Genomic DNA, 16197 nt, shown 5'->3' on the forward strand with positions numbered 1-16197 from the left:
CCGGAAGGGGCGGACGGCGGCATCGGTCAGGTGGTGGGGTGGGGCGCCGCGTGCGCGGCCGGCGTCAGACCGCCGAGCCCGCCTTCCACTGCTCCCAGTCCATGTTCCAGCCGTTGAGGCCGTTGTCCGGGGCGATGGTCTTGTCGCCGGTGTTCTGGACGACGACCACGTCGCCGATGATCGAGTTGTCGTAGAACCAGGCGCCCGGCGTGCTCGGGTCGTTCGCGCCCTTGGTGTCGGACAGGCCCACGCAGCCGTGGCTGGTGTTGACGCTGCCGAAGATGGACTTGGCGCCCCAGTAGTTGCCGTGGATGAAGGTGCCGGAGGTGCTCAGCCGCATGGCGTGCGGCACGTCCTTGATGTCGTACTCGCCCTTGCCGTCGTCGTCGGTGAAGCCGACCGTCGCGCCGTTCATCCGGGTCTCCTTGAACTTCTCGGAGATCACCATCTGGCCCTCGTACGTCTTGTTCTCGGGCGCCCCGGCGGAGATCGGGATGGTGCGGACGGTCTTGCCGTCCTGCGTGACCTTCATCTGCTTGGTCTTGGCGTCGACGTACGTCACCTGGTTGCGGCCGATCTTGAAGGTGACCGTCTTCTGCTGCACACCGTAGACGCCCTCGGCGCCCTCGACCCCGTCGAGCGCCAGCTTCAGCGTGACGGTGGACTCCTCCTGCCAGTACTCGTCGGGCCGGCAGTCCATGCGGTTGGCGTTGAACCAGTGGCAGACGACCTCCTGGCCGCTGCTGCTGGTGACGGTGACGCCCTTCTGCACCTCGGCCTTGTTGGTGATGGCCTTGTCGAAGTTGATCGACACCGGCATGCCGACGCCGACGGTGGTGCCGTCGTCCGGGGTGAAGGTGCCGATGAAGCTGTTGTCCGGGGCGACCGTGGTGAACGAGGCGTTCTCGTGGGCGGCGCGGCCCTCGGAGTCCTCGGCGGTGGCCGACAGCTTGTAGGTGGTGGCGCGCTCGAGCTGGGCGCTGGGCTTCCAGCTCTTCTTGTCGGCGGATATCTCACCGGCGACGGCGGTGCCGTCGGCGGTGGTCATCTTCACCTCGGTGAGCGTGCCCTTGGCCACGGTCACGGCGGCGGAGTTGTTGATGGAGGCGTTGTTGGAACCGTCCTTCGGCGTGATCTTGATCTGCGCCTCGGAGGACTTCTTCGCCGCCGCCTCGTCGACCTGGGCCTGTGAACCGCCCTTGTCGCTGTCGCCCGAGGCGCTGTCGTCACCACCGGAACACGCCGAGAGCACCAGCACTCCGCCGAGCAGAGCGGACGCGGCCGCCAGACCCCTGCGCCGCTTACCGACCGTCATCACACGCTTCTCCATCGTTGCCGAATCCCAACCCCACGAGGCCCGCCGCGAAGACGAGGGACCTCGTCCACAACCTTCAACGCTACGACCGTGCCCTCCCGTTCCCCACGGCCCGCGAGTGTGGGGCTCGCCACGTCCGCCGGACGGACGGCGAGGGTTTCCGGTCGGCCTCCGTCGCTTGAGACGACAGGACCCCGGTGGCGGTTGCCGCCCGGGGTCACGATTTCCCCAAAACGCCTCAGCCGGTTCGGTCCGCCCCGTCCTCGTCACCCTCGTCGTCGTAGGGCTCGTCGTCCTCGTCCTCGTCGAGGTCCCACTCCGGCGAGTCGGGGTCGTAGTCGATCTCCTCGCCGCTCCAGGAGGCCTGGAGCAGCTCCACACCCGGCACCTCGCCGAGCAGGGCGAACGGGTCGACGAGCTGGGCGAGGGCCTCCGCGGTGTCCTCCGTCACGGCGCTCTCGGCGTGTACCCGTTCCTCGTCCGGCATGTCGCCGTCCTCCGCGATCCTGCTCAGCGCGGCCCCGGTCACCGCCTCCTCGTCGTCGATCTCGAGGACGAGTTCCACGCGAAGCCGTACAAACCGTGATGTCTCTGGGGTGCTCATGCCCGGAGCGTACGGCCTCGGGTGCCCGTGACTTTCCTGTGACCCGCGACTTTCACTAACATCTGCCCACACGGCCAATTCGCCAGCGCCACAAGGGGATCGATATTCCGTGTCTTCCGCGCTCCGTCCGTTGCTGACCGCCACCGCCGCGGGCACCCTGCTGTGCGCCCTGTGGTTCGTCCCGTCCGCCAACGCGACCTCGAACACACCGGTGGCGGACACGGTCTCGGCGAGTCCGTCTCCGCAGGTCACACAGCAGGCGAGAGTCGTGTCGACGTCCGTCGGCGGTGGGGGCGAGGACGTCCGCCTCGCGGACACCGGCAGCTTCGACAGCACCCCGTACATCGCCGGCGGCACGGCCTGCCTCGCCCTCGGCGCCGGTTTCGTCGTCTACTCGGTGCGCCGGGAGCGGCTGGGCCTCTGACGTATGCGCGGGGAAGCCCGGCGACGTATGTACGGAGGGCCCGGCGGAACGGCCGCCGGGCCCCGGACGGTTCAGCTCAGCGGTCCGGTGACCGTCTCCACGGCCGCGACCAGCCGTCCGTCCCGCACGAACGCGTCCGCCGCCGCGAGGTCGGGAGCGAGATAGCGGTCCGCGCCGGGCCCGCCCACGCCCGCCTCCCGTACGGCCGTGACGACCGCCCGCGTGGCCGGCGCCGGGGTCAGCCCCTCGCGCAGTTCCACGGCCCGGGTGGCGGCGTACAGCTCGACGGCGACGACCCGGGTGAGGTTGTCGACGGCCGTGCGCAGTTTCCGCGCCGCCGACCAGCCCATGGAGACGTGGTCCTCCTGCATCGCGGAGGACGGGATGGAGTCCGCCGACGCCGGTACGGCGAGCCGCTTCAACTCGCTGACCAGGGCGGCCTGCGTGTACTGGGCGATCATCAGCCCGGAGTCCACGCCGGCGTCGTCGGCGAGGAAGGGCGGCAGCCCGTGGCTGCGGTTCTTGTCCAGCAGCCGGTCGGTGCGGCGCTCGGCGATGGAGGCGAGGTCGGCGACGGCGATGGCGAGGAAGTCCAGCACATACGCGACCGGGGCCCCGTGGAAGTTGCCGTTGGACTCCACCCGTCCGTCGGGCAGCACCACCGGATTGTCGACGGCCGCTGCGAGTTCGCGCTCGGCGACCAGCCGGGCGTGGGCCAGGGTGTCCCGTCCGGCGCCGGCGACCTGCGGGGCGCAGCGCACCGAGTAGGCGTCCTGGACGCGGGGCGCGTCGTCCTGGTGGTGCCCCGTCAGCCCCGAACCCTTCAGTACGGCCAGCATGTTGGCGGCGCTGGCGGCCTGACCGGGGTGCGGGCGGATGGCGTGCAGCTCGGGGGCGAGCACCTTGTCGGTGCCGAGCAGCGCCTCCAGGCTCAGGGCGGCCGTGACGTCGGCGGACTTGTACAGGAGGTCCAGGTCGGCGAGGGCCATGACCAGCATGCCGAGCATGCCGTCGGTGCCGTTGAGGAGGGCGAGCCCCTCCTTCTCGCGCAGTTCGACGGGCTGGATGCCGTGCTCGGCGAGCAGTTCACCGGCCGGCCGCACGCTGCCGTCGGGACCCTCCGCCTCCCCCTCGCCCATCAGCGCGAGGGCGCAGTGGGACAGCGGGGCGAGGTCGCCGGAGCAGCCGAGGGAGCCGTACTCGTGCACGACCGGGGTGATCCCGGCGTTCAGCACGTCGGCCATCGTCCGCGCGACCTCGGGCCGGACGCCGGTGCGTCCGGAGCAGACGGTCTTCAGCCGCAGGAACATCAGCGCCCGGACGACCTCCCGCTCCACGCGCGGCCCCATTCCGGCGGCGTGCGAGCGGACGATGTTGCGCTGCAACTGGGCACGGAGCTCGGGGCTGATGTGCCGGGTCGCCAGGGCGCCGAAGCCGGTGCTCACCCCGTACACGGGGTCCGGCTTGGCGGCCAGGGCGTCCACGATCTCGCGGGACGCGGTGAGGGCGGCCACCGCCTCCGCGGACAGTTCGACGCGGGCACCGCCGCGCGCCACGGCGAGCACGTCGGACGCGGTCACGCCTGATGTCCCCACCACCACAGTGTGCATATCCATATTCAGGAGCGTACGCACTGAATTCAATGATGTCACCACCGGATTCCCGCCGCACCCCTTACCGACAGGTCACGCGCGACAGGCCCCGCGCGACAGCCCACACCGCCGGGCCGCGCGCTACGGCGAATGCCGCCCCCGGAACCGGCGCCGCTCCCCGTCCGCCGCCCGCGACGGCTCGTCCGCGAGCCGCACGACGGGATCGTCCGGCCCCTCCCGTCCGGCCACGACGGGATGCGCGGCACGCTCGGCCTTGGCCCGGTACTGCGCCGCGTCGGCCAGCCGGAACAGCCGCCGGGCGGAGCGCACCGGCCCGACGGGATCCTCGGTGGACGCCACCCCGCAGGCGACACCGTCCCCGATCCCCAGCTCCACGGCCCGCCGGCACACCTCGTCGGCCGCCTTGACGACCTCGTCGGCCGGCGGCCCCACCACCAGCAGACAGAACTCGTCCCCGCCGAGCCGCGCCGCCAGGGCCCCCGGCAGCATGGCCCCGCACAGCGACAGCACGGTCCCGAACCGCTCCAGCAGCCGGTCCCCCACGGCATGCCCCAGCGTGTCGTTGACCCGCTTCAGCCCGTTCAGATCGCACACCACGAGGCTGACGACGGCCCCGTCGCGCCGGTGCCGCTCCACGGCCTCGTCGAGCCGCGCGTCCACGGCACGCCGGTTGGCCAGCCCGGTCAGCGAGTCCGTGTACGCCAGCCGCCGGGCCTCCTCCAGCCGCTCGGTCTGCGCGATCCCGGCGGCCACGACGGCGGCCAGGACCGTCGCGAAGTCGGCGTCGCCCCGCCCGAAGACGGGCACACCGGCCGGCCGGGCCACATACAGCTCGCCCCAGGCCCGCCCGTGCAGCACGATCGGCGCGACCACACAGCACCCGCGGCCCCGCCGCCTGAGCGCGGCCACCCGCTGATGGCAGTACCCGGCGCGCCCCGCCGAGGGCCCCTCGGCGGTCTCCACCCAGGCGTCGGGCTCACCGCCCCCCGCCCACCGCTCGTGCAGGAACTCGGTGATCTCGGCGAACTGATGCACCGGATAGGACTCGTTCTCCGGGAACTCCTCCTCGCCCTCGGCCAGCTCGCCGACGTTCACCAGGACCCGCAGCCGCCCGAGCTCCCGCTCCCACACCGACAGGGCGGCGAAGCTCCCGCCCAGCGCCCGGCAGGCCCCGCCGGCCGCGGCCCGCCAGGCGTCCCGCGAACCGTGCGCGGCGGCCATGCCCTGGGCCAGCGCCACCACGGCCGCCAGCCGGCTCTCCTCACCCATCTCTCCAGATTAGGAAGATTCAGGACCGACCGGGACATTAAAGAAGCGAACGGGGCCCACCGGATCCCTACTCCCCGGGCCACTCCGGCCTGCGCTTCTCGTTGAAGGCGGCGACCCCCTCCGCCCGGTCCCCCGAGAACGCCACCGACCGCCAGGCGGCGTCCTCGACCTCCAGCCCGGCGGACAGATCCAGCCCGTGCCCGAGCCGCAGCGCCCGCTTGGCCGCCCGCAGCCCCACCGGCGAGTTCCCGGCGATCCGGGACGCCATGGCGAGCGCCTCCTCCCGGTCCCGCCCCTCCTCCACCAGCTCGTCGACCAGCCCCAGCTCCCGGGCCTCGGCGGCCTCCACCCGCCGCGCCGTGAAGATCAGCTCGGCGGCTCTGGCCGCCCCCACCCGCCGGGGCAGCAACTGCGTACCGCCCCCGCCCGGAATCACCCCGACCGACACCTCGGGCAGCCCCACGACCGCCGTACGGTCGGCGACGATCACGTCGCACGACAGGGCCAGCTCGAACCCGCCGCCGAGCGCGAACCCGTGCACCGCCGCCACCGTCGGCACGGGCAGCTCGAGCACCCCGGTGTACGCCCCGCGCGCCACGGGCCGCTGACGCACCAGATCGGCGTCGCTGAAGGAATTGCGCTCCTTCAGATCGGCCCCCACGCAGAACGCCCGCTCGTGCGAGGAGCTCAGCACCACCACCCGTACGCTCCGGTCCTCCCCCAGCGCCGCACAGGCACCGGCGATGGAGCGGGCCATCCCGGTCGACACGGCGTTCATGGCCCCCGGCCGGTCGAGGACGAGCTCCGCGACATGCCCCCGTTCGTGCCGGCGCACCAGCACGAACTCCCCGAACCGTTCCTCACTCATCGACATCCTCCGGTTAACGCGGGTTAACTTTCGCTCACCCGATCATGGCAGCCCGAGCCCACCGGGGAAAAGGGCGCACGCCCGGTTCCCCTGTCACCCCCCGCCCACCCGTTCGAGTGACATCGCCCCGACTCCGGCCCGCCCCCCGCGCAGGAGTGCATAGCGTGCGCACACCGCGGCACGCCGGGGGCGCGCACGCGGGGGAGGGAACCGCAATGACACCGACAGCACCCACCGACGAACCACCAGCACGCGCTCCCCGCCTCCGGGGCCGCCACCGCAAGCCCCGCCCCCGCAAGGTTCTGCTGGCCGCGGGAAGCCTGGCCGTGGCCGCGAGCGCCGTGACCCTGGCCCGCCTGGCCACCACCCAGGGCGGCGGCACGGACATCGGCACGGAGGCGGCCCCCCGCCCCGCCCCTCACACGAACGCCGCCGCACCCACCGGTTCCCCGACCGCACCCGAGACCGTCGCCCCCACCCCCGAGGCGAGCCCGTCCTCCCCCACGGCCCTGGGCGGCAAGAACCCGGCCCCGCTCGCAACGCCCGAGCGATCGTCCCCGGCCCGGACCACCGTCCCGGACACAGCGACCACCCCCACCCCCCTCACCCCACCCACCACCGGCCCCCCGGCGACCCGCCGACCGCACCCACCCACACCCCGGCAGCCCCCACGCGACACTCCGGGTCCGCCCCCACCGGCTCCCCACACCCCGACGCCACCACAGCCGGACGGCTCCGCCCCGAACCCTCGTCCCGGCCTGTGCGTACCGATCATCGGCGTCTGCGTGGGCGGTGACCTGGATCTCGACGGTCAGGGTTAGACGACCTGCGGGATCGCGCCACCGGCCCGCTCGGCCGCCCCGGCGCCGACCACCGCTCCCGGCTCACCGGCGCGCGGCACCGCGCATCAGTCCCTCGAGGTCGCGTTCACCCGCGGGTGTCTGCGCCCCGTCGCGCAGTCCTCGGCCCATCAACCGCCGCACAGCGGGCGAAGCGATCCGAGCGGACCACGCCTCGTTCTCGCGGAGGAGTCCGTCCGTGATGCGTTCGGCGGGCAACGCGCGCTTGGCCGCTTCGATGACGCCATCGGGCAGGGCGGCGATATCGCGGGCGACACGGTCGACGTACTCATCGAGCCGGTCGGCCGGCAGAGCCCGGTTGATCCAGCCGTAGGACGCCGCGGTCCCGGCATCGAACAGCTCCGCGGTGAGCACCACCTCCAGCGCGCGATTGCGGCCCACCCGGTCACGGAGGTACTGCGTTCCACCCCCACCGGGGACGATGCCCATGAGCGCTTCGATCTGGCCGATGCCGGCGGTCTCGGCAGCGGCGAACGCCATGTCCGCCGCGGCCACGAATTCCGCCCCGCCCCCGCGGGCCTTCCCGGCGAGCTTCACGATGGTCACCTGGGGCTGATGGCGGAGGAGCTCGCCTACGGCCTGGAACACGTTGACGTCCGCCGGCGCCGACGCGGCGAGCCGCTCCAGATCGTCCGTCCTCTCCCCGATCCGCATGTCCACATGAGCGAGGAAGAACTCCGGGTCGGCGCTGGAGAAGACGATCACCCGGACCGACGAATCCTCCCTCAAGGCGTCCAGCACCGTGCGGAGCTCACGCATCATCGTCACGTCGAGCAGGTTCACCGGCGGGTTGTCGAGGACGATCCGGGCGACTCCGTCTTCGATGCTCACGTGCAGAGTCGAGCAGGCGTTGGCGTTCAAGGGACTCTCCATAAGTTACCGACAGGCATGTAGGTTTGCGATGCATACCTACCGTCGGCGATGCCTCCGGGACCGTCAATAACGCACTTCGGGAGAACCAAGGATCATGAGGGACACCGACCCGTACGGCATCGACGCGGGAACGCAGGTCGTTTTCCGGGCGGACTGCCCCAGTCGGCCGATCCTCGACCAGATAGCGGACAAGTGGTCGATGATGGTCATGGCGCTTCTGGAGCGGCCCATGCGGTTCAATGAGCTGAAGCGCCGCCTGGAAGGTGTGACGCAGCGCGTCCTCACCCAGACACTGCGCCGTCTCGAGCGGAACGGCATGATCCAGCGGAAAGTACTGCCGACCTCACCGGTCGGCGTCGAATACTCGCTCACGGCGCTGGGCGAGTCCCTGCGGGAGCCTTTCGGTCACCTTTACCGCTGGACCGTCGAGCACGGCGAGGAAATCCAGAACCACCGACGGGCGTACGACAGCAGGACCGGCTCGTAAGGGGATCTAGGACGGGACGGAAGCCCCGTTCCGGCGCGTGAGCAGCCAGGGCTCCACCACACCCAGACCACGCACGGGCCGCTGCCACATCGGCTGGAGCGCGAACCGATAAGCCGGCGGCTCCTCGCCCTCCTTCTCCGCCGCGGCCACCGCCTCGGCCGCCGCCGCCTCGGAGGCGGGCGCGTCACCGGTACGGATCAGCTCCTCGGCGAAGGCGCTGTCGACGAGCACGGCATCGCGCGGTGCTATGGACGTGAGCCGGGAGGCCAGGTTCACGGTCGTACCGAACACATCGCCCATCCGGGTGGTCACCGTGCCGAACGCCATGCCGACCCGCAGCTCCGGCATGGTCTCGTCGTTCGCCATCGTCTCGATCAGCCGCATCGCGATGTCCGCGGCCGTACCGGCGTCGTCGGCGGCGTAGAGCACCTCGTCGCCCAGCGTCTTGATGAGCCGCCCGCCCCGCGCGGCGACCAGATCGGCGGCGGTGGTCTCGAAGGCCTCGACGAGCTCGCCGAGCTCCTCCTCCTCCATCCGCCGGGTCAGCCGCGTGAACCCCACGAGGTCCGCGAAGGCGACGGCGAGCCGTCGGTCGACCATCTCCTCGTCGTCGGCGCCCTGCACGACCCGCCCGGCCGATGCGGCGAGCTGCCGCCGCCAGACGTAGACGAGGAACTCCTCCAGCTCGGGCAGGAGCAGCTCGACGATCGGATACGTCACCTCGGTACGGGTCATGCCCGGCTCGGGCGGCTCGGTCAGCCCCTCCAGGAACGAGTCGATCTGCCACTCGGCCAGCCGGGCGGTGGTCTGCCCGGTGGACCGCGCCACCTGTACCGCCATGGCCTCGCTCAGCAGGCCCGCCTCCACCAGACCGGCGAGCCGGCGCAGGGCGAGTACGTCCGCCTCGGTGAGGGCCTTGGCCTGGCCCACGTCGGCGAAACCCATCGCCCGCCAGAAGCGGGTGGCCAGCTCCATGGTGACGCCGGCGCTGCGGGCCGCCTGAAACGGTGTGTAACGGCGCTCGGCGCCCAGGATGAGCTGTTCGAGGCGCAGGGCAAGCGGATCCTCGCCGGCGCCCTGCGCGTCCGTGGAACCCGAGTCGTCGACGGTCACGCGTGCCCTTCCGATCTGACATGGCCAGGTATCGACCGGGCTCAACTCTACGGCAGGTGTGCGCCAGCTCACTCCGTCAGGTTGGGCCGGGGGTTGCGGTGACCGGCGTTTCCATGGTCACCGGCGCGGACGTCCCCGCAGCCCGGCGCGCTTACGGGGTGCCCCCCCCCCCCCCCCCCCCGTCGGCGTGGGCCGGGGGCGGGGTCGCGCGGCCCGACGCTCACGGGGTGCCGTAGCGCCCACCCTCCGTAGGCGCTGCCCCAGCCCCACCGGACCGAACGCCGCGCCGCAGGCATCAGCGTGCGCGCAAGTGCACGATGTCGCCCGCGCCCACCGGTTCCTGCACGCCCTCCCCCGTGGCCAGCACCAGCCGCCCGTCGCCGTCCACCGCGACCGCCTCCCCCACGAGCTCCCGGTCCCCCGGCAGCTCCGCCCGCACCACCCGCCCCAGCGTCGCGCACCCCGCCGCATACGTCTCCTGCAGGCCGCTCGCCCCCGGGTCACCCCCCACCGCACGCCATCGCCCGTACCAGTCCTCCAGCGACCGCAGCACCCCCCGCAGCAACGGATCCCGGTCCGTACTCACCGCCCCCGCCGACGCCAGCGACCCCGCGGTCGGCACCGGCAGCTCATCGTCCCGAAGGCTCACATTGATCCCGACGCCGATCACCACCCCGTCGTCACCGGCCCGCTCCGCCAGGATCCCCCCGGCCTTGCGCTCCTCTCCCCCCACCGTGACCAGCAGGTCGTTGGGCCACTTCAACGCCGTATCGACACCCGCGGCCCGCGACAGCCCGGTCGCCACCGCCACCCCCGTGAGCAGCGGCAGCCACCCCCACCGAGCCACCGGCACCTCGACGGGCCGCAACAGCACGGAGAAGAACAACCCCGACCGGGCCGGCGCGGTCCACCGCCGGTCCAGGCGGCCCCGCGCGGCGGTCTGCTCCTCGGCGACCAGGACGGCGCCTTCCTCCAGCCCGCCCGCGTCGGCACGGGCCACGAGGTCGGAGTTGGTGGAACCGGTGCGCTGCACCACGTCCACCTGCGTCCACAATCCGCCCGCACGCACCAGCCCCCGGCGCAGACCAGCGGCGTTCAACGGCGGACGGCCGAGGTCGGACCAGCGTCCCGGACCCGGCTCACTGCGCCCGTCGGGCGTACCTTCAGCATGGGGTGTCATGCGACCCACACTAGGTTCGGCACCCTCCGCCCCGCACAGGGGACGGATCCCGGCCCCGGGGGCCGAGGCTCACGGTCGCCCCTTCGAGGATCTCCTTGCCTCGTCTGTGAAGGGGAAAGCGGTGTGGGAAACACCGCACTGCCGATCGGAGGACCCCCTACTACGCTACGGATGAGTAACCGTCCCCCCTTTTGAGCAGGCAGGGAGCCGCATCCCGATGTCCGAGCCGGAAGAGCAGCAGCCTGACATTCACACGACCGCGGGCAAGCTCGCGGATCTGAGGCGTCGCATCGAAGAGGCGACGCACGCCGGCTCCGCACGCGCCGTCGAAAAGCAGCACGCCAAGGGCAAGCTGACGGCCCGTGAGCGGATCGACCTCCTGCTCGACGAGGGGTCCTTCGTCGAACTCGACGAGTTCGCCCGGCACCGCTCCACCAACTTCGGCCTCGACGCCAACCGCCCCTACGGCGACGGCGTCGTCACGGGCTACGGCACCGTCGACGGCCGCCCGGTCGCCGTCTTCTCCCAGGACTTCACCGTCTTCGGCGGCGCCCTCGGCGAGGTCTACGGCCAGAAGATCGTCAAGGTGATGGACTTCGCGCTGAAGACCGGCTGCCCGGTCATCGGCATCAACGACTCCGGCGGCGCCCGCATCCAGGAGGGCGTGGCCTCCCTCGGCGCCTACGGCGAGATCTTCCGCCGCAACACCCACGCCTCCGGCGTGATCCCGCAGATCAGCCTGGTCGTCGGCCCGTGCGCGGGCGGCGCGGTCTACTCGCCCGCGATCACCGACTTCACGATCATGGTCGACCAGACGTCCCACATGTTCATCACCGGACCGGACGTCATCAAGACGGTCACCGGCGAGGACGTCGGCTTCGAGGAGCTCGGCGGCGCCCGCACCCACAACACCGCGTCCGGCGTGGCCCACCACATGGCCGGCGACGAGAAGGACGCGATCGAGTACGTCAAGCAGCTCCTGTCCTACCTCCCCTCCAACAACCTCTCCGACCCCCCGGCGTTCCCGGAGGAGGCGGACCTGACGGTCACCGACGAGGACCGCGAACTCGACACGCTCGTCCCGGACTCGGCGAACCAGCCCTACGACATGCACACCGTCATCGAGCACGTCCTCGACGACGCCGAGTTCTTCGAGACCCAGCCGCTGTTCGCGCCGAACATCCTCACCGGCTACGGCCGCGTCGAGGGCCGCCCCGTCGGCATCGTCGCCAACCAGCCGATGCAGTTCGCCGGCTGCCTGGACATCACCGCCTCCGAGAAGGCGGCCCGTTTCGTGCGCACCTGCGACGCCTTCAACATCCCAGTGATCACCTTCGTCGACGTCCCCGGCTTCCTGCCCGGCGTGGACCAGGAGCACGACGGCATCATCCGACGCGGCGCCAAGCTGATCTTCGCCTACGCGGAGGCCACCGTCCCCCTCATCACGGTCATCACCCGCAAGGCGTTCGGCGGCGCGTACGACGTCATGGGCTCCAAGCACCTGGGCGCCGACCTCAACCTCGCCTGGCCCACCGCCCAGATCGCCGTGATGGGCGCGCAGGGAGCGGTCAACATCCTGCACCGTCGCACCATCGCCGAGTCGGAGGACGCGGAGGAGACCCGCGCCCGCCTGATGCGGGAGTACGAGGACGCCCTCCTCAACCCCTACGTCGCGGCCGAGCGCGGCTACGTCGACGCGGTGATCCTGCCGTCGGACACCCGCCGGCACATCGTCCGGGGCCTGCGTCAGCTGCGTACGAAGCGGGAATCCCTGCCTCCGAAGAAGCACGGCAACATCCCCCTGTAAGGAGTCGACGTGATCAAGGTCGTACGGGGCAACCCCACCCCGGAGGAGCTGGCCGCCGCACTGGCGGTGGTCCGGGCGCGCGCCGCGGCGGCGTCAGCCGTACCGCCCGGCGCGCCCACCCCCCGCGACTCCTGGTCCGACCCGTCCCGGATCGCGGGCCACAGCGTCCCGCGCCCGGGCCCGGCATCGTGGACGCGCACTTACTGGCCGAGCTGAGCCGCGGCCGACCTCAGGGGCGCGAGGCCGTACCCATGTGCGGCTCCGCCGCGCGGGCGCACGGTACTGCAACCCCGCGCCCCTACTTGAGTACGCGTACTCAGGCACCACGACCTGCCAGGCCCCACGCTGGTGACATGCTGTGGTCCGACCCCGAGAACGAGCCGCCCGAGGAACTGCGGGACACGCAGGACATGCTGCGGAGGCTGAGCGTTCTCCTGGCCATGGCCATGGTGCTGGCGATGGTCGTGATCGGCGTGCGGTGATGCGGCCCGGCCCAGATGGCTAACCTGAGGACATGACTGCTCAGCGCCGCAGGCGACTCGTGCTCGCCTCCCAGTCCCCCGCCCGGCTCGGGCTGCTCCGCCAGGCCGGGCTGGACCCCGAGGTGATCGTCAGCGGGGTCGACGAGGACGCCGTCACCGCCCCCACCCCCGCCGACCTCGCGCTCGCCCTGGCCGAGGCCAAGGCGTCCGTCGTCGCCGCGAAGCCCGAGGTCAAGGGCGCGCTGGTGATCGGCTGCGACTCGGTCCTGGAGCTGGACGGCCAGGCCCTCGGCAAGCCCGCGGACGCCGAGGAGGCCACCGCGCGCTGGAAGTCCATGCGGGGCCGTGCGGGGACGCTGCAGACCGGCCACTGCGTGTACGACACCGTCAGCGGCCGTTACGTCTCCGCCACCGCCTCCACCGTGGTCCGCTTCGGCGATCCCACCGACGAGGAGATCGCCGCCTACGTGGCCTCCGGCGAACCGCTCCACGTCGCCGGGGCGTTCACCCTGGACGGCCGCTCGGCCCCGTTCATCGACGGCATCGACGGCGACCACGGCAACGTCATCGGCATCAGCCTGCCCCTGGTCCGGCGTCTCCTCGCCGACCTCGGCGTCGGCATCACGGAGCTGTGGGCGCAGCCGGGGGCGTGACCGGCGAGCCGTCACCGCCGGCGCCGCTCCCGGGAGCGGCGCCGGACCCGGCGTCGGCCGGCTGCTCCGGACCGCCGTCGTACGTCATCAGCAGCAGCACGATGAGCGCGAGCACGACCACCATGTAGAGGAACGCGGTCGGGCCGACCAGGCCCCATGTGGCCGCACCCAGCAGCGCGTGCACCACCGCCGCGCTGATCAGCAGCACCCGGCCGGGCCCGGCGGGCGCCCGGTCGCGCAGGGCGACCAGCAGGGCCACCAGGCCGCACAGCGCGAAGTAGAGCCCGAAGACGACTCCGCCGATCTTCGAGGACGTCGACATCACGTCCGGGTCGAGACCGGCCAGCGACATGTCCTGCCGGTCGACGACGACGCCCAGGAACCAGTTCAGCGCCGCTGTGCCGAGCGCCTCGGCGAACAGTACGAGCGCCACGACCCACGCCACCGGTCTGCGCACCACCGACCCCCACCCACTTTCGAGCACGCTTGCGGTTACCCCGAGTATGTTCGGGCCGACGCGAAGGCTACTAACGGGTAAACCTCGGTACAAGGGTTCTGCGGAGGGCAAAGAATCATTGGGCCATTCGTAGGGACTCCACAAAGAAACGGAGTGGGCCGCAGCACGCTCTCACAGAGACCTTGACCACACAGGACGGCTAGGGTTTCCGGGAGGAGTCCTGCGTACCGAGGTGCGACAAGGGCTTTCGCGGGTCGAGCGAGCCTCGTATCACGCTCCGTGTGGGCAAGCTCACCAGTGGGGACGGGTCGAAGTGCCGTGTCGGCAGTCCCTAAACTCGGCTTGTTTCAAGGAGGGAGCCTCAATCGTGCGCAAGGTGCTCATCGCCAACCGTGGCGAAATCGCTGTCCGCGTTGCCCGGGCCTGCCGGGATGCCGGAATCGCGAGCGTTGCCGTCTATGCCGACCCGGACCGGGACGCTCTGCATGTCCGCGCCGCGGATGAGGCGTTCGCCCTGGGCGGTGACACTCCGGCCACCAGTTACCTCGACATCGACAAGGTGCTGAAGGCCGCGCGTGAGTCGGGCGCGGACGCCATCCACCCCGGCTACGGCTTCCTCTCCGAGAACGCGGAGTTCGCCCAGGCGGTGCTGGACGCGGACCTGATCTGGATCGGCCCGCCGCCGCAGGCCATCCGCGACCTCGGCGACAAGGTCGCCGCCCGGCACATCGCGCAGCGCGCGGGCGCTCCGCTGGTGGCGGGTACGCCCGATCCGGTGAGCGGTGCCGACGAGGTCGTCGCCTTCGCGGAGGAGCACGGGCTGCCGATCGCGATCAAGGCCGCCTTCGGTGGTGGCGGACGCGGTCTGAAGGTCGCGCGGACGCTGGAGGAGGTGCCGGAGCTGTACGACTCCGCGGTGCGCGAGGCGGTCGCCGCCTTCGGTCGCGGTGAGTGCTTCGTCGAGCGCTACCTGGACAAGCCCCGCCACGTGGAGACGCAGTGCCTGGCGGACCAGCACGGCAACGTGGTCGTGGTCTCCACCCGTGACTGCTCGCTGCAGCGGCGGCACCAGAAGCTGGTCGAGGAGGCCCCCGCGCCGTTCCTGTCGGACGCCCAGATGGAGGAGTTGTACTCCGCCTCCAAGGCGATCCTGAAGGAGGCCGGCTACGTCGGCGCGGGCACCGTGGAGTTCCTCGTCGGCCTGGACGGCACGATCTCCTTCCTGGAGGTCAACACGCGTCTGCAGGTGGAGCACCCGGTGACCGAGGAGGTCGCGGGGATCGACCTCGTGCGGGAGATGTTCCGCATCGCCGACGGTGAGGAGCTGGGGTACGGCGACCCGGTGCTGCGGGGGCACTCCTTCGAGTTCCGCATCAACGGTGAGGACCCGGGGCGCAACTTCCTCCCGGCGCCCGGTACCGTCACCCGTTTCGACGCGCCGTCGGGGCCGGGTGTGCGACTGGACGCGGGCGTGGAGTCCGGGTCGGTCATCGGACCGGCGTGGGACTCGCTGCTGGCGAAGCTGATCGTCACCGGGCGCACCCGCAAGGAGGCGCTGGAGCGGGCCTCTCGTGCGCTGGAGGAGTTCCAGGTCGAGGGCATGGCCACGGCCATCCCGTTCCACCGCACGGTGGTGAGGGACCCGGCGTTCGCGCCCGAGCTCACCGGTTCGGCCGAACCGTTCACGGTGCACACGCGGTGGATCGAGACGGAGTTCGTCAACGAGATCAAGCCGTTCGCCGCCGCGGTCGACGCGGGGGCGGAGGAAGAGGTCGACCGCGAGACGGTCGTCGTCGAGGTCGGCGGCAAGCGTCTGGAGGTCTCCCTCCCGGCCTCGCTGGGCATGTCCCTGGCCCGTACGGGGCTGGCGGCGGGCGCGAAGCCGAAGCGGCGGGCGGCGAAGAAGTCGGGCCCGGTGGCCTCGGGCGACACCCTCGCCTCTCCGATGCAGGGCACGATCGTCAAGCTCGCCGTGGAGGAGGGGCAGGAGGTCAAGGAGGGCGACCTGGTCGTCGTCCTGGAGGCCATGAAGATGGAGCAGCCCATCAACGCCCACCGGTCCGGCACGATCAAGGGCCTGAGTGCGGAGGTCGGCGCCTCGATCACCTCCGGTGCGGCGATCTGCGAGATCAAGGACTGACACCTCTGACGCCTGCGGCGCCGCTGTTCGCCCCCGGTGGGGGCTCGGGTCT

17 protein-coding genes are annotated in these 16197 nt (G+C 71.6%); 8 read left to right on the forward strand and 9 right to left on the reverse strand.

The annotated features are described in order from the left end of the window. Positions 1 to 64: 64 nt before the first annotated feature. Both ACZ62B_RS06240 and ACZ62B_RS06245 read right to left on the reverse strand, forming a co-directional pair. Positions 65 to 1315, reverse strand: coding sequence for a L,D-transpeptidase (locus ACZ62B_RS06240; RefSeq protein ID WP_469689351.1), 1251 nt, complete (start codon positions 1313 to 1315; stop codon positions 65 to 67). Positions 1316 to 1553: 238 nt separating this feature from the next. Next, positions 1554 to 1919, reverse strand: a complete 366-nt coding sequence (locus tag ACZ62B_RS06245; RefSeq protein ID WP_344557448.1) for a hypothetical protein — start codon at positions 1917 to 1919, stop codon at positions 1554 to 1556. Between the two features lie 109 nt (positions 1920 to 2028). Between ACZ62B_RS06245 and ACZ62B_RS06250 the strand changes: the two genes are divergently transcribed. Then, entirely contained in the window at positions 2029 to 2343 is a 315-nt protein-coding gene (locus ACZ62B_RS06250; protein WP_201262987.1) for an LAETG motif-containing sortase-dependent surface protein, read from the forward strand. A gap of 71 nt (positions 2344 to 2414) precedes the next feature. On the opposite strand, the gene hutH is transcribed toward ACZ62B_RS06250, so the two are convergent. The 3 genes from hutH to ACZ62B_RS06265 form a co-directional block, all read right to left on the reverse strand. Beyond that, positions 2415 to 3953 carry a histidine ammonia-lyase gene (gene hutH / locus ACZ62B_RS06255; protein ID WP_344558045.1) on the reverse strand — a complete coding sequence of 513 codons (1539 nt, stop codon included), beginning with the start codon at positions 3951 to 3953 and terminating at the stop codon, positions 2415 to 2417. A 123-nt stretch (positions 3954 to 4076) separates the two neighbouring features. Then, positions 4077 to 5225 carry a GGDEF domain-containing protein gene (locus tag ACZ62B_RS06260; RefSeq protein ID WP_468882889.1) on the reverse strand — a complete coding sequence of 383 codons (1149 nt, stop codon included), beginning with the start codon at positions 5223 to 5225 and terminating at the stop codon, positions 4077 to 4079. A 67-nt stretch (positions 5226 to 5292) separates the two neighbouring features. Then, the gene (locus ACZ62B_RS06265; protein WP_451835703.1) at positions 5293 to 6093 is read right to left on the reverse strand and encodes an enoyl-CoA hydratase/isomerase family protein; all 801 of its coding nucleotides are present in this window, start codon (positions 6091 to 6093) and stop codon (positions 5293 to 5295) included. 215 nt (positions 6094 to 6308) lie between these two features. Here ACZ62B_RS06265 and ACZ62B_RS06270 point away from each other — a divergent pair, with 215 nt between their 5' ends. Next, the gene (locus ACZ62B_RS06270) at positions 6309 to 6914 is read left to right on the forward strand and encodes a hypothetical protein (protein ID WP_469689352.1); all 606 of its coding nucleotides are present in this window, start codon (positions 6309 to 6311) and stop codon (positions 6912 to 6914) included. Between the two features lie 63 nt (positions 6915 to 6977). Here ACZ62B_RS06270 and ACZ62B_RS06275 read toward each other — a convergent pair whose 3' ends face one another. Next, a complete protein-coding gene (locus ACZ62B_RS06275) occupies positions 6978 to 7814 on the reverse strand; it encodes an enoyl-CoA hydratase/isomerase family protein (protein WP_469689353.1) in 837 nt (278 codons plus the stop codon). A 106-nt stretch (positions 7815 to 7920) separates the two neighbouring features. Between ACZ62B_RS06275 and ACZ62B_RS06280 the strand changes: the two genes are divergently transcribed. Continuing rightward, complete coding sequence (locus ACZ62B_RS06280; RefSeq protein ID WP_469689354.1) at positions 7921 to 8313, forward strand: winged helix-turn-helix transcriptional regulator; 393 nt, start codon at positions 7921 to 7923, stop codon at positions 8311 to 8313. Between the two features lie 6 nt (positions 8314 to 8319). Here the strand turns inward: ACZ62B_RS06280 and ACZ62B_RS06285 are convergent, their stop codons facing one another. Together ACZ62B_RS06285 and ACZ62B_RS06290 are read right to left on the reverse strand one after the other, a co-directional pair. Next, entirely contained in the window at positions 8320 to 9426 is a 1107-nt protein-coding gene (locus tag ACZ62B_RS06285; RefSeq protein WP_344557462.1) for an adenylate/guanylate cyclase domain-containing protein, read from the reverse strand. 295 nt (positions 9427 to 9721) lie between these two features. Next, entirely contained in the window at positions 9722 to 10606 is an 885-nt protein-coding gene (locus ACZ62B_RS06290) for a biotin--[acetyl-CoA-carboxylase] ligase (protein ID WP_468725172.1), read from the reverse strand. Between the two features lie 217 nt (positions 10607 to 10823). On the opposite strand from ACZ62B_RS06290, the gene ACZ62B_RS06295 reads away from it, so the two are divergent. The 4 genes from ACZ62B_RS06295 to ACZ62B_RS06310 all read left to right on the forward strand — a co-directional run bounded on the left by ACZ62B_RS06295 (position 10824) and on the right by ACZ62B_RS06310 (position 13548). After that, positions 10824 to 12413 (forward strand): acyl-CoA carboxylase subunit beta, encoded by a 1590-nt coding sequence (locus ACZ62B_RS06295; RefSeq protein WP_344557466.1) that lies wholly within the window; start codon positions 10824 to 10826, stop codon positions 12411 to 12413. A gap of 9 nt (positions 12414 to 12422) precedes the next feature. Beyond that, a complete protein-coding gene (locus tag ACZ62B_RS06300; RefSeq protein WP_468725169.1) occupies positions 12423 to 12629 on the forward strand; it encodes an acyl-CoA carboxylase epsilon subunit in 207 nt (68 codons plus the stop codon). 137 nt (positions 12630 to 12766) lie between these two features. Beyond that, positions 12767 to 12895: a morphogenic membrane protein MmpB gene (gene mmpB / locus ACZ62B_RS06305; RefSeq protein WP_344557469.1), complete on the forward strand. Its 129-nt coding sequence runs from the start codon at positions 12767 to 12769 to the stop codon at positions 12893 to 12895. 32 nt (positions 12896 to 12927) lie between these two features. Next, positions 12928 to 13548: a Maf family protein gene (locus ACZ62B_RS06310; protein WP_344557471.1), complete on the forward strand. Its 621-nt coding sequence runs from the start codon at positions 12928 to 12930 to the stop codon at positions 13546 to 13548. On the opposite strand, the gene ACZ62B_RS06315 is transcribed toward ACZ62B_RS06310, so the two are convergent. Continuing rightward, positions 13517 to 14008, reverse strand: coding sequence for a hypothetical protein (locus ACZ62B_RS06315; protein WP_468725166.1), 492 nt, complete (start codon positions 14006 to 14008; stop codon positions 13517 to 13519). The two genes, ACZ62B_RS06310 and ACZ62B_RS06315, sit on opposite strands and share 32 nt — an antisense overlap. A gap of 364 nt (positions 14009 to 14372) precedes the next feature. Here ACZ62B_RS06315 and ACZ62B_RS06320 point away from each other — a divergent pair, with 364 nt between their 5' ends. Continuing rightward, a complete protein-coding gene (locus ACZ62B_RS06320) occupies positions 14373 to 16145 on the forward strand; it encodes an acetyl/propionyl/methylcrotonyl-CoA carboxylase subunit alpha (protein ID WP_344557475.1) in 1773 nt (590 codons plus the stop codon). The last annotated feature ends 52 nt before the right edge of the window (positions 16146 to 16197 follow it).

The organism is Streptomyces sp. NPDC053426 (genome assembly GCF_055585405.1).